This window comes from Candidatus Acidulodesulfobacterium acidiphilum (assembly GCA_008534395.1).
Lineage (GTDB): Bacteria > SZUA-79 > SZUA-79 > Acidulodesulfobacterales > Acidulodesulfobacteraceae > Acidulodesulfobacterium_A > Acidulodesulfobacterium_A acidiphilum.
Map to the genome: position 1 here is coordinate 20,846 of SHMQ01000024.1, position 11,657 is coordinate 32,502.

Below are 11,657 nucleotides of genomic sequence, written 5' to 3' on the forward strand. Positions count from 1 at the left end.
AAAGGAATAAGAAAACTAAAAAAGATGTCTTGACAATGGGTGCAGTATATAAAGGCATATTACGTAAAAAATATTAATAATGAAATTCCAAGAACCCATGACTTGCTTAAAATAGCAATGCTTGCAAATATCGATTTATCTGAAAACCGCAAAGATATTTTGCAAAATATTACCTTATTTAATATAGAAGCAAGATATGAAGAAAGTAAAAGAGATTTTTATAAAAAATGTACGAAAGAATTTGCCGAAAAAAATATTGAAATAATTATGGAGTTGCGGATATGGTTGATGAAAAAAATAAAAGCCTGATTTTAGATTCAATAAATAAATATTTAACCGAATTGCAAAAAAACGATATAAATATTGTAGGGGCATATCTGTTTGGTTCTTATTCAAAAAATAACACCGACAAATGGAGCGATATAGATTTAGCTATTTTAACCGATAAATTTATCGGCGATAGTTTTGATTTTACTCTTCTTCTTATGAAAATAGCCAGAAATATAGATTTTAATATAGAGCCTCACCCGTATATTGCCGATGAATTCAACAAAAACAATCCATTTGCGGCTGAAATAATAAAAACAGGCATCAGAGTGCTATAGATAATTTTATCTAATCCTAAACTCATTTACATTGTTTACGGGTCATCTCTTTATTATTATACTACTTATAAAACCAATAAAATATAATGACTTTAATCCTAAAATTGCCGATAGAAATCTTTAAACAGGTTTTAAAGCTATATGAACAGGCCATTCAAGCAGCTTGATTTTGCATAAAAATTATATTAAAATTAATGCATATAATTTGCATAAATTTAATAATATATAGACGGGGTATATATATGCGCACTACAATCACGATAGACAAAGATATAATCGACGTTCTTCTAGAAGAAACACATGTAAAAAGCAAGGCCTCTGCCGTTAAAATAGCAATCGATTCTTACCTAAAAAGAAAGAAAGCGGAAAAAATAAAATCTATGAAGGGCAAGCTCGATTTCGACATGACGGCCGACGAGATAAGGCATTATGAGAGATAATAAAATACTGGTCGATACATCGGTCTGGATAGACTATTTATTATAAGAAAACGAAAAATAATGGGGGACAGATTTATTTATTCTCTCATTCCCGCCTGCGTTTGACGGTTCTTATATTTTTATAAAAATTTTTTATGTATTTTTTTTACAAATGATTTATCTCTTTTTTTAGTCTTTCCGGCAGGCAATACGGATATGGAAGATGCGATATGAAAACCGTTCCATTCCTCGTTGTCTAATGGATTCCAGTTAAATATATCGATTAAATCTTGTTCGGTATAAGCTATTTTATTGCATTTTTTATTTATAGTTTCTTTGGGAACTTCAATATTATTTTTCATATTTTGCCCCTTTTTAATTTTCATTTATTTTACAATATTATTATACGAAATAATGATGTCACGAAATAATAGGAACAGATTTATTTTTTGTACCGCAATATCCGAATTTTTTGGTATAGTTCACTATTTTTTTGTATATTGAGACGATGGACGTTATGTTTTTTAATATTTCTTTATATTTATCGATAATATAATCCTCTATATATTCATGGCTTAACTCGTTTCTTAAATCTTTAAGTTCAATAATATAATTATAATCGTCGACAAAATTTCTTTTTTCCGCCCTGATAACAATGTCTAAATTTCTGGAAACATCTTCAAGTTCAAGCATGTCTAAACTCTTTAAAACCTTATTGAGTAAAATATCTACCGTTCTTGCAAATCTGTTTGAGAGCGCCTCTAAACTTTCTATTTCATTTTCCGCCAATCCGTCAAATCCTTCGTCAAGTTTAATTTTACTACATTTATCATAAGAAATTTTAAGCCAGTTTATCGATTTCTTAAAATATTCTAAGTTCTCGCAGAAAATTTTTTCCAGTTCTTTCTCTTTCATAATTTAACGCCATGTTTATAGGCAAATTGTATAAACGCATTTTTATCAGGATTGTCAGCAATAATCAAATCTATTTTTCTATCTCCTAATTTTTTTAACAGTTCCAGTTTTATTTTTCTTCTTTCATTGTAAAGAATTTTGCCTGATATGATTAATAAATCTATATCTCCGCCTTTTTTTGATTCGTCGGTTCTGGAGCCGAATAAAAAAATAGCGGCATTTTTATCAAAACCGTAAATCGTGTCGGAAATAGTTTTAGTTTCTTCGGTAGCAAGCCTTATCGCCATATTTTATATTTTATTTGTTATTTTTATCAGTAATTTTTAATATTATACCTTAAGTTACCTTTATAAATTTAATTTTCTATATTCCATCTTTAGCGGAAATATAGATTTTATTATATTATATAATGAGACAATTAATAGTCTCTAATAATGATTTATGGTTATATTATATCTTATTTTATATTTTAATATCAATAAATAATGGTGTCAAATAACGGTGTCAGATTAAATAACGGGGCCAGATTTATTTATTCCCTTACTCTAGACTGCGTTTGACGTGGTAGGGAGTTTTTAATAATGGTGTCAGATTTATTTCACTCCGGCGGGCATAAAAGCTTCGCTTTCATAAGCGCCCGCCTACGTATCTTACTCCCGCCTGCGTTTGCAGGTTTTTATCAAATTAAAAAAATTAAAAATATAATCGAAAAAGATTATGATAAATTCAAAGACGCATGGAAAAATCATAAGGAAGACTGAGGTTACTCATATTTCTGCTAACGGAATTTGGATCTTAACCGGAGATAAAGAATTGTTTATGTCTTATAATGATTTTCCATGGTTTAAAGAAGCACCGAAAGGGAAGATACTTAATGTTGAAGAGCCTACCCTCGGGCATTTTTACTGGCCGGATTTGGATATAGACCTCTCTGTTAATATAATAAAAATCCCGCCTTATTCCCCCTAAAAATGCAATAAAGGAATAAAAGTGCATTATAAATTTATAAATAAATTTTTATTATGATATAATCATATTAAATTAATATTTAATATGGGGTTGAAATATATTGAAGATAGAATAACAATCGACCCATTTATTTGCAATAGAGAAGCTTGCTGCATCAAAGGAACTCCGCATAAAAGTATCTGTTATGTTAGATAATATTTAAGAAGGTGTCGGCGAAAAAATCAATAAATAGTATGCCTATGACAAATCAAGAACTAATAAACTTTTAGATTAACTCATCCGACGATAATTACAATTCTATACTGAATATTTTTAACAGCGGCGAGTATATGTGGTCATTATTTGTGGGACATCTTGTTATCGAAAAACTTTTAAAGGCATATTACGTAAAAAATATTAATAATGAAATTCCAAGAACCCATGACTTGCTTAAAATAGCAATGCTTGCAAATATCGATTTATCTGAAAACCGCAAAGATATTTTGCAAAATATTACCTTATTTAATATAGAAGCAAGATATGAAGAAAGTAAAAGAGATTTTTATAAAAAATGTACGAAAGAATTTGCCGAAAAAAATATTGAAATAATTATGGAGTTGCGGATATGGTTGATGAAAAAAATAAAAGCCTGATTTTAGATTCAATAAATAAATATTTAACCGAATTGCAAAAAAACGATATAAATATTGTAGGGGCATATCTGTTTGGTTCTTATTCAAAAAATAACACCGACAAATGGAGCGATATAGATTTAGCTATTTTAACCGATAAATTTATCGGCGATAGTTTTGATTTTACTCTTCTTCTTATGAAAATAGCCAGAAATATAGATTTTAATATAGAGCCTCACCCGTATATTGCCGATGAATTCAACAAAAACAATCCATTTGCGGCTGAAATAATAAAAACAGGCATCAGAGTGCTATAGATAATTTTATCTAATCCTAAACTCATTTACATTGTTTACGGGTCATCTCTTTATTATTATACTACTTATAAAACCAATAAAATATAATGACTTTAATCCTAAAATTGCCGATAGAAATCTTTAAACAGGTTTTAAAGCTATATGAACAGGCCATTCAAGCAGCTTGATTTTGCATAAAAATTATATTAAAATTAATGCATATAATTTGCATAAATTTAATAATATATAGACGGGGTATATATATGCGCACTACAATCACGATAGACAAAGATATAATCGACGTTCTTCTAGAAGAAACACATGTAAAAAGCAAGGCCTCTGCCGTTAAAATAGCAATCGATTCTTACCTAAAAAGAAAGAAAGCGGAAAAAATAAAATCTATGAAGGGCAAGCTCGATTTCGACATGACGGCCGACGAGATAAGGCATTATGAGAGATAATAAAATACTGGTCGATACATCGGTCTGGATAGACTATTTTAAGGGGCAAAGCTCTTATATTGCAAACCTTATGGACGTTATTATTACTGAAAATAATATATATGTTCCGAGAGTCGTAATTGCTGAACTTATGCAGGGTTGCAAATCGGAAAAAGAAGTATCGATAATAGAAGAGTTTTTGGATGCATTTTTTATAATAGACAGTTCCCAAAACACTTGGACAAAAGCGGGCAAATTATCGTTTTTAATGAAAAAGCGCGGTAAAACCGTAAATTTAATCGACTGTTATATAGCCGTTATCGCTAATGAGAATGACTGCAAAGTTTTAACGCTCGATAAACATTTCAATGATATAAAAAACTTTTTAAAAATTAAAGTGGACGGAATAAAGCGGTAATAAATTTTATAAATTAAACGGAATTATATTAGATAACAATAATGGTGTCCAACAATAATGGTGTCAGATTTATTTATTCTATTACTCCCGCCTGCGTTTGACGGTTTTATTAAATTTTATTCCTATTATTAAATTGCATTTGACTTTATATAGACCATACTATATACTGGTCTATATAAATAATGAATAGTCAAATATACATTAGAAGATAATATCAACAGTCTATTGTCTCTGATATTTTAATTATCGAGAAATAAATTATAAGATAAATAATATAAATAAGATAATAAAAAACTCAGGAGGGATTATGATGAAAATAAGAATCGGAGCCTATGAAGCTAAAACCAAACTTCCTATGATATTGCGCAATGTTAAAGACGGACAGTCATATACTATAACTAACAGGGGAGAAGAGGTGGCTGAGTTAACGCCCAGCCTAAATATGAATAAAAAAAACAAAGACCTTGCCGTTGAAAAAATCAAGGCTCTTATGCTGGACAATCCCGTCAAAGGAGTTAATATAAAAGATATAATTTCCGAGAGCAGACCATGAGGTTCGTGCTCGATAATTCCGTTACTATGAGATGGTTTTTCGGAGACGGAAAACCTGATGAACTAAATTATGCAAAAAACGTACTTGAATCTATGAAGAATGCTGCTGCTATAGTGCCTGCTATATGGGGACTGGAAGTGTCAAACGTTATCGCTAAGGCGGAATCTAAAGGATTAGTGACGGAGGCAAGAAGTACAGTATTTCTTGAAACATTAAAAGAACTGGATATCGAAGCAGACTTTCATGCCCACTTACGTTCGCTTGACGATATTCTTAATTTGGCAAGACGCTACGGATTATCTTCTTACGATGCTTCTTATCTTGAATTGGCTTTGCGGGAGAATCTTCCTTTGGCTACATTAGACGAATATTTAATTAAGTCTGCCGAAAAAGCCGGAATTAAAATTTATTATTGATATTTTTTAAATTTTATTTTTATAATATAATTTAATATGTTGTTTGTCAGAGATTTGCCCCCCTTATATTTAATCTCTTGACATTTAAACTGTTCGGCTATAAAATAAAAATAAATAATACTGTCTAGACAGACTGGATTACAATGGAGTTTTAAAATGAATAGAAAATGGCAGCTGCAAGAAGCAAAAAATAAATTCAGCAATTTAGTTGAAATTGCTAAGAACGAAGGGCCGCAACTTATTACAAAAAACGGTAAAGATGCCGCGGTTATTCTTTCTATAGACGAGTATAAAAAATTAGTAAAACCGAAAACTAATCTTATTGAATTTATTCAGCAGTCCCCTCTTAAGGGTATTAAAATAGATACTTCAAGAAATAAATCACATTCAAGAAATTTTGATATTTAAAAATAATATCTAAAAATATGGGCTATTTATTGGATACTTGCGTAATATCGGAAATCGCAAAGCCTAAACCAAATAAAGACGTAATACTGTGGTTAAAGGAAAATGACGAAGATAATTTTTATCTATCAGTTCTTACCTTCGGCGAATTGTATAAAGGTATATCGAAACTCCGTGATTCAAAGAAGAAAGAACTTCTTTGCGATTGGGTTGAAAATGAATTAAAAAATAGATTTAAAAATAAAATCTTAGATATCAATTTCATTATCGCCGAAATATGGGGTAATATAGAGGGGAAAGCCGAGTCAAACGGCATAGTATTGCCTTCCATTGACGCTCTCATTGCTTCTACCGGTATTGCTTATGATTTAACGGTCGTTACCAGAAATACTTCAGATATGGAAAGAACAGGGGTTAAACTGCTAAATCCCTGGGTTTCAGTTTAAAAATAATGCTGACGGATTTATTTCACTCTGGCGGGCATAAAAGCTTCGCTTTTATAAACGCCCGCCTCCGTATCATTACTCCCGCCTGCGTTTTATATCGGGATATAGACGGAAACAGTAGTGCCGCGGTTTTTTGCCGACGATATATCTATAAAACCGCCGTGTTCGTGCATTATTTTCTGGCTTACGGCAAGACCGAGACCGGTTCCTTTTTCTTTTGTTGTAAAGAACGGAACAAATATATTATTCATATCGTTTTTGCTTATTCCGCAGCCGTCGTCGATAAATTCTATTTTTATAAATTTCGGGTTATTTCTGGTATAGTCTATCTTAGTTATAATTTTTATTTTTCCTGCGGTATTGCCGACATATCCCCATCTTTTTTTTATACTTTTTATACTTTTTATGTTTTTCATACTTTCCGTACTTTTATAATTTGCGGCCTTTGCCGCCTCTGAAGCTTTTGCCGCATTTACGGCGTCAACGGAATTTTTAAGCAGATTTAAAAATACCTGGATAAGCGCATTTTCGGAAGCGTATATTTCAGGAAGGCTCGGATCGAATTCCTTTATAACTTCTATATTTTTCGCGGAAAATTCCGCCTGTTCCATAATTGTTATTTCGTTAATTATTTTATTGATATTCACTGCGGAAATTTTTGTTTTATGCTTTTTAGACAGTGCAAGTAGTTCTTCTATGAGATTATTGATTCTTTCGGATTCTTTTATGATAATTTCCAGGAAATTATTTAAATCCGAGCCGTTAAATCCGTTAAACCCGTCAGAGCCGTTAAATCCGTTAAACCCGTCAGAGCCGTTAAGCTCATTGAATCCTTTAACTCCATTGGACTTAGAGGCGCCGAATTTTTTCCTCAAATAAGCCGCCGAAGCTTTAATTCCGCCGAGAGGATTTTTGATTTCGTGCGCCATTTCTGCAATGAAACGGGATAAGTCTTCAATCTTTTCTTCGCTCTTGATATTATTGTCCATTTCTTTAAATCTCGTAATATCTTTTAAAGAAACCAAAATATACGGCTTATCGCCGTCTGTAATTTTAGATATTTCAAGTATTACGTATTTTGCTATATTGTGTATATTATTTATATTAAGGTATTTATTTTGAAATTTATATTCAAATTCGATAAAACCTTCTCCCGTCTGCATAACATTTTTTACTTTTTCTTCTATGTATGCGTTGTTATTGAAAAAACGACCTAGGGTTATGCCGTTTAAGAATCTGTCCGAATATCCGGTAAGTTCCTGAGCCGGCAAGTTCAAAAATTTTAAAACGAGGTTTTCGTCGAATAAAATAACGGAGTAGTTTAAATTATTAAGTATTAAGCTGTTTATGCCCATTTTTAATATTATAAAATTTATACTATAAAAAATAAAAATTCATTTAGATATTTTCTATGTTTCTATTTCTATATTATAATATTATAATTAGATTTATTGTAATATCTGTTATAATTTCTGTTTATGAAAATTTTATAGAATTCAGATTAATATTTTTATTATAACATTTTTTTATAGCATTAATTCCACGTTTTAATAAAGCAAATAAATAAATACATCCCCTTTATTGAAAGAATTTGGATTGATTGATAGGCGAGAGCTTTGAATCTATACTAATTTTATTCGGAAGCACAGGATTAGAAATAACGTATTGTACTCTTAAATAAAAAGTTATAACGGTTATAAAGAAGAGGAAGTAAATGTTTTTCATTAAAAAACTTATAGAATCTATATTATTTCCGCCAGGGATTATAATTTTTGCGTTTTTGCTTCTAACCTTGCTTTCTTTTGCGATTTCAAAGAGAAAAAATATTAAACCCGCAGAGTCCGCAGGACGCATATTTTTATTGATACCTTTAATTTCTCTAATTTCGGCAACCTGCATTTATCTGCTTTCTATACAGCCTGTTTCTAATATGCTGTTAATTCCTTTAGAAACAAGCTATCCGGTGCCGTCGTCTAAAATAATCAAAAAGCCGTCGGCTATAGTCGTTCTTTCTTCCGGCGCTTATAACAGGCATACTCTTGGCGGCGATACGTTCAACAGGCTTTATGAAGGCTTTAAATTATACAAAAAATACCATGTTCCTATAATAGTTTCAGGCGGCCGGGCTACTTCTACATTTTCCTTGGCAAAAGCAATGAAAAACGTTCTTGTTTCTATCGGAGTAGGTAAGCGTTACGTTATAACCGAAGATAAAAGCGACGATACATACCAGAACGCCCGGTATGTTTTAAAAATTTGCGAAAAAAAGGATTTTAAACGGATTATTCTCGTCACTTCGGCTTATCATATGCCTAGGGCTATGCTTTTGTTTAATTGGGTCAAACATATAAAGAAAAATAAAAATAAAACCAATAGGTTTAAAACTATCAAAATTAAAATCATCCCGTATCCAGCGGATTTTAAAACCGATATGCATTATAATATCTACGGCTATTTCCCGCAGTTAGGCTATCTTTTGACATCTTCGGAAGCCCTGCACGAATATATCGGATATGTTTATTATTACATTAAAGAAAAGATGTGAATAAATTATAAAAAATGGCGTTTGATTGCGACTAAGACATAGAAGAAGGCTTGGCCATATGATATGAACGAAGAACTTGTAAACCGTTACATAATGAAAGCCGATAATGATTTAAAAACTGCCAAAGATGAATTGGAAACAGATAAACCGGCTACCGATACCGTCTTACCGTCTGTTTTCATGCTCAGCAGTGCGTTGAAAAATATTTAAAAGCATATCTGGTTTTTAAAGGGAAAGAAATATTAAAATCGTTAAAAAGTCACAATATAGAATTTTTAATCGTCGCATGTAGAAATATAGATAATTCGTTCAATTATTTAATCGAAATCAATTCGCACGAATTGACGATTACGCTATTGAATTAAGATATCCTGACGATTTTTATATGCCGTCCGTGGAAGAGTCCAATCAAGCAATTGCTACTGCGGAAAAAGTGAGAGAATTTATTCTAGAAAAATTCAGTCATTAAATAAATCCATCCCCTTTATTCATTATAATCCAGAATTAAAATTTTCTATCGGCAATTTTGAGGGATGAATACGAATTGACTTTTGCATATAAAAAATATACACTATAAGGTATATAATATATCCTACTATAATATATATATGTGTGTTATATACTTATAATACGCTTTATATTAATATAATAGTGATATACAAAGAAAATACAGGTAATACTGATGAAACGGAGGCATATAAAATATGAAATTTATAACAAGCAAAGAATTAAGGAATAATCCGTCAAAATTATGGGAATCCGGGGCAGGCGGCGAGACCGTAGTAACCGTTAACGGAAAGCCTAAAGCAATAGTAATAGAGTTGGACGGCGACGATGTAGAAGAACAGCTTAAATCGATAAGAAGGGCAAAAGCGGAATCTGCATTAGACAAATTAAGGCTCTATTCCATTCAAAAAGGTTTAAATAAACTTACCGATAAAGAAATTTTAACCGAAATTGAAAAAACAAGGAAAGAAAACCTCAAATAAAATAAAGCAAAAAATAAATGGATATAGTTATCGACACGAACGTCATTGTTTCCGGCGTGATTAATCCCGACGGTTTTCCCGCAAAAATTTTAAATATGGTTATAAACGGAAAATTGACGATTAACGCCGATTCAAGAATTATTGACGAGTATAATAGAGTATTAAGAAGCCGAAAATTTTCATTTCCAGAAGTATATATTATTCCTTTATTAAATTATATTTCGTCCGAATTCAAACCGGTATTGCCGGACAACCCATACCAGTTGGCTCTCAAAGACCCTTCAGACCGTCCTTTCGTCGAGGTATCCCTTTATAAAGATATCCCGTTAATAACCGGCAACGGAAAACATTTTGAAAATATTAAAAACTTACGGCTTTATAACCCCAAAGAATTTATTCTAGAAAAATTTAGTCATTAAATAAATCCGTCCCCTTTATTGGTCCCCTTTATTGCAGAACAATTAAATTTCTATTTGTTTAATATATTCTAAAAATAATTTTATTTTTTTGGCTTCTGCCGGACTAAATAAAAAGGGTTCGACGTCTTTCGCAAGTTCGTTAAAATCTACGGAAGTTAAATCTTTAATAAATCTGTCTTTTAAATCGGCTGAGGTTTTAATGTCTAATTTTTTATATAAATAATCATAATTAGATTTAGTTTTTTGAAGCAAAAAAATAATATCCCAGAAATATCTGCCCTTAGCTCTCTTGCGGTTTAAAGACGCATAAATTTTCTGAGACAATAGTATATCTAAAGGAGTTGTTGAAATTTCGGTAAAAACGTCGAATTTATTAATTATTTTTCTTTCAGTTTTATAATTAAAATTTTGAAGCTCGGTATATACCTGAATTATTATTTTTTCTTTTAGTAGCATAGAAATCTTGTTGTCGAATAATATTTTAGGAACTTTTATATAGCATCTGTAAGCTCCTTTAAAAACATTTTTTGTTTCAGTCGAATATCCTTCTAATTCCAAGCCTTTTTTAATTTTTTCGCTTAAAAGCGTAAACTCCGCCTGCGTTAAACTAAAATTGTCGAAGTCTAAATCTTCTGAAAATCTTGAATTATTGTAAATTATTCTTAAAGACGTGACGCCCATAAACGATAATTTATCGCCGGTATTGGAATTAAAAATTATATCTAATATTTTATATTGCAGGTATTCGCGCATAATGTTCTTTTTAAAATGTCGCAAATTATGCGGATAATAGCTTTCCAACCGTTCTAAACTAATCATTACGAATAAACTATAAACCAGTAAAAATAAAAATTAAAAATGGCATCCGATTTATTTATTTTTAAAAAGAAGGCAAAGCATGTTTTGATCTCGGCGTTTTAATCGCAAGCTCAGTAGGGAATAAGCAAATAAATAAATCTGGCACCTTTAATTAATGCAAACACTATCTTGCGCCTTTTTCCTGCTTTATTCTTTCGTAAAGCCAGATTTTAACCAACGCACCCCTATCTACTCCTATTTTCATTCTTATGTCGTCTATTTCACTAACTAAAGACTCCGATATGTCTATTGTAAGGCGGACTTTTTTGCCTCCGCGCTTTATAGCGGCCTTAGAAATATCGATAAGGTCGGTAACGTCTTCTCCTTCGTCGAAACGACGGTCGAATTCTTCC

Annotated in this window: 21 protein-coding genes and 3 pseudogenes; 18 read left to right on the forward strand and 6 right to left on the reverse strand. The window is 31.3% G+C overall.

What is annotated here, in order from left to right:
• The first annotated feature begins 39 nt into the window (after positions 1-39).
• From EVJ48_07670 to EVJ48_07680, 3 genes are all read left to right on the forward strand, one after another.
• On the forward strand, positions 40-309 hold the full coding sequence (locus EVJ48_07670; GenBank protein ID RZV38102.1) for a HEPN domain-containing protein: 270 nt from the start codon (positions 40-42) through the stop codon (positions 307-309).
• Positions 282-605 (forward strand): nucleotidyltransferase domain-containing protein, encoded by a 324-nt coding sequence (locus tag EVJ48_07675; protein ID RZV38103.1) that lies wholly within the window; start codon positions 282-284, stop codon positions 603-605. The genes EVJ48_07670 and EVJ48_07675 overlap by 28 nt, the downstream gene beginning before the upstream one ends.
• A gap of 194 nt (positions 606-799) precedes the next feature.
• On the forward strand, positions 800-1,045 hold the full coding sequence (locus EVJ48_07680) for a DUF2191 domain-containing protein (protein ID RZV38104.1): 246 nt from the start codon (positions 800-802) through the stop codon (positions 1,043-1,045).
• A gap of 119 nt (positions 1,046-1,164) precedes the next feature.
• Here EVJ48_07680 and EVJ48_07685 read toward each other — a convergent pair whose 3' ends face one another.
• The 3 genes and pseudogenes from EVJ48_07685 to EVJ48_07695 all read right to left on the reverse strand — a co-directional run bounded on the left by EVJ48_07685 (position 1,165) and on the right by EVJ48_07695 (position 2,226).
• Entirely contained in the window at positions 1,165-1,386 is a 222-nt protein-coding gene (locus tag EVJ48_07685; GenBank protein RZV38105.1) for a hypothetical protein, read from the reverse strand.
• Between the two features lie 358 nt (positions 1,387-1,744).
• A pseudogene (locus EVJ48_07690) lies at positions 1,745-1,939 on the reverse strand (hypothetical protein).
• Entirely contained in the window at positions 1,936-2,226 is a 291-nt protein-coding gene (locus EVJ48_07695) for a nucleotidyltransferase domain-containing protein (protein ID RZV38106.1), read from the reverse strand. Before EVJ48_07695 ends, EVJ48_07690 begins: the two are co-directional and overlap by 4 nt.
• A 294-nt stretch (positions 2,227-2,520) precedes the next feature.
• On the opposite strand from EVJ48_07695, the gene EVJ48_07700 reads away from it, so the two are divergent.
• The 10 genes and pseudogenes from EVJ48_07700 (at position 2,521) to EVJ48_07745 (ending at position 6,493) form a co-directional block, all read left to right on the forward strand.
• Complete coding sequence (locus EVJ48_07700; protein RZV38107.1) at positions 2,521-2,700, forward strand: hypothetical protein; 180 nt, start codon at positions 2,521-2,523, stop codon at positions 2,698-2,700.
• Positions 2,657-2,908: a DUF2442 domain-containing protein gene (locus EVJ48_07705; protein ID RZV38108.1), complete on the forward strand. Its 252-nt coding sequence runs from the start codon at positions 2,657-2,659 to the stop codon at positions 2,906-2,908. The genes EVJ48_07700 and EVJ48_07705 overlap by 44 nt, the downstream gene beginning before the upstream one ends.
• A gap of 239 nt (positions 2,909-3,147) precedes the next feature.
• Positions 3,148-3,540 (forward strand): annotated as a pseudogene (locus tag EVJ48_07710) (HEPN domain-containing protein).
• On the forward strand, positions 3,513-3,836 hold the full coding sequence (locus EVJ48_07715; protein RZV38109.1) for a nucleotidyltransferase domain-containing protein: 324 nt from the start codon (positions 3,513-3,515) through the stop codon (positions 3,834-3,836). The pseudogene EVJ48_07710 and the gene EVJ48_07715 overlap by 28 nt, the downstream one beginning before the upstream one ends.
• A gap of 194 nt (positions 3,837-4,030) precedes the next feature.
• Positions 4,031-4,276: a DUF2191 domain-containing protein gene (locus tag EVJ48_07720; protein RZV38110.1), complete on the forward strand. Its 246-nt coding sequence runs from the start codon at positions 4,031-4,033 to the stop codon at positions 4,274-4,276.
• Positions 4,266-4,673 carry a PIN domain-containing protein gene (locus EVJ48_07725; protein ID RZV38111.1) on the forward strand — a complete coding sequence of 136 codons (408 nt, stop codon included), beginning with the start codon at positions 4,266-4,268 and terminating at the stop codon, positions 4,671-4,673. The genes EVJ48_07720 and EVJ48_07725 overlap by 11 nt, the downstream gene beginning before the upstream one ends.
• Before the next feature lie 307 nt (positions 4,674-4,980).
• On the forward strand, positions 4,981-5,226 hold the full coding sequence (locus EVJ48_07730; protein ID RZV38112.1) for a type II toxin-antitoxin system prevent-host-death family antitoxin: 246 nt from the start codon (positions 4,981-4,983) through the stop codon (positions 5,224-5,226).
• Positions 5,223-5,642 (forward strand): PIN domain-containing protein, encoded by a 420-nt coding sequence (locus tag EVJ48_07735; GenBank protein RZV38113.1) that lies wholly within the window; start codon positions 5,223-5,225, stop codon positions 5,640-5,642. The genes EVJ48_07730 and EVJ48_07735 overlap by 4 nt, the downstream gene beginning before the upstream one ends.
• Positions 5,643-5,798: 156 nt before the next feature.
• Positions 5,799-6,050, forward strand: coding sequence for a type II toxin-antitoxin system Phd/YefM family antitoxin (locus tag EVJ48_07740; protein ID RZV38114.1), 252 nt, complete (start codon positions 5,799-5,801; stop codon positions 6,048-6,050).
• A gap of 17 nt (positions 6,051-6,067) precedes the next feature.
• Positions 6,068-6,493: a type II toxin-antitoxin system VapC family toxin gene (locus EVJ48_07745; protein RZV38115.1), complete on the forward strand. Its 426-nt coding sequence runs from the start codon at positions 6,068-6,070 to the stop codon at positions 6,491-6,493.
• A gap of 92 nt (positions 6,494-6,585) precedes the next feature.
• Here the strand turns inward: EVJ48_07745 and EVJ48_07750 are convergent, their stop codons facing one another.
• On the reverse strand, positions 6,586-7,848 hold the full coding sequence (locus EVJ48_07750; GenBank protein ID RZV38116.1) for a hypothetical protein: 1,263 nt from the start codon (positions 7,846-7,848) through the stop codon (positions 6,586-6,588).
• A gap of 359 nt (positions 7,849-8,207) precedes the next feature.
• Between EVJ48_07750 and EVJ48_07755 the strand changes: the two genes are divergently transcribed.
• The 5 genes and pseudogenes from EVJ48_07755 (at position 8,208) to EVJ48_07775 (ending at position 10,446) form a co-directional block, all read left to right on the forward strand.
• Positions 8,208-9,038: a YdcF family protein gene (locus EVJ48_07755; GenBank protein ID RZV38117.1), complete on the forward strand. Its 831-nt coding sequence runs from the start codon at positions 8,208-8,210 to the stop codon at positions 9,036-9,038.
• A 167-nt stretch (positions 9,039-9,205) separates the two neighbouring features.
• A pseudogene (locus EVJ48_07760) lies at positions 9,206-9,403 on the forward strand (HEPN domain-containing protein).
• Positions 9,379-9,507 (forward strand): HEPN domain-containing protein, encoded by a 129-nt coding sequence (locus EVJ48_07765; protein ID RZV38122.1) that lies wholly within the window; start codon positions 9,379-9,381, stop codon positions 9,505-9,507. Before EVJ48_07760 ends, EVJ48_07765 begins: the two are co-directional and overlap by 25 nt.
• Positions 9,508-9,742: 235 nt before the next feature.
• Entirely contained in the window at positions 9,743-10,027 is a 285-nt protein-coding gene (locus EVJ48_07770; GenBank protein ID RZV38118.1) for a type II toxin-antitoxin system Phd/YefM family antitoxin, read from the forward strand.
• Between the two features lie 17 nt (positions 10,028-10,044).
• Positions 10,045-10,446, forward strand: coding sequence for a putative toxin-antitoxin system toxin component, PIN family (locus EVJ48_07775; GenBank protein ID RZV38119.1), 402 nt, complete (start codon positions 10,045-10,047; stop codon positions 10,444-10,446).
• Between the two features lie 42 nt (positions 10,447-10,488).
• On the opposite strand, the gene EVJ48_07780 is transcribed toward EVJ48_07775, so the two are convergent.
• Both EVJ48_07780 and EVJ48_07785 read right to left on the reverse strand, forming a co-directional pair.
• Positions 10,489-11,265: a nucleotidyl transferase AbiEii/AbiGii toxin family protein gene (locus tag EVJ48_07780; protein ID RZV38120.1), complete on the reverse strand. Its 777-nt coding sequence runs from the start codon at positions 11,263-11,265 to the stop codon at positions 10,489-10,491.
• 163 nt (positions 11,266-11,428) lie between these two features.
• Positions 11,429-11,657: CopG family transcriptional regulator (locus EVJ48_07785; GenBank protein ID RZV38121.1), on the reverse strand; the 229-nt coding region annotated here is incomplete at its 5' end.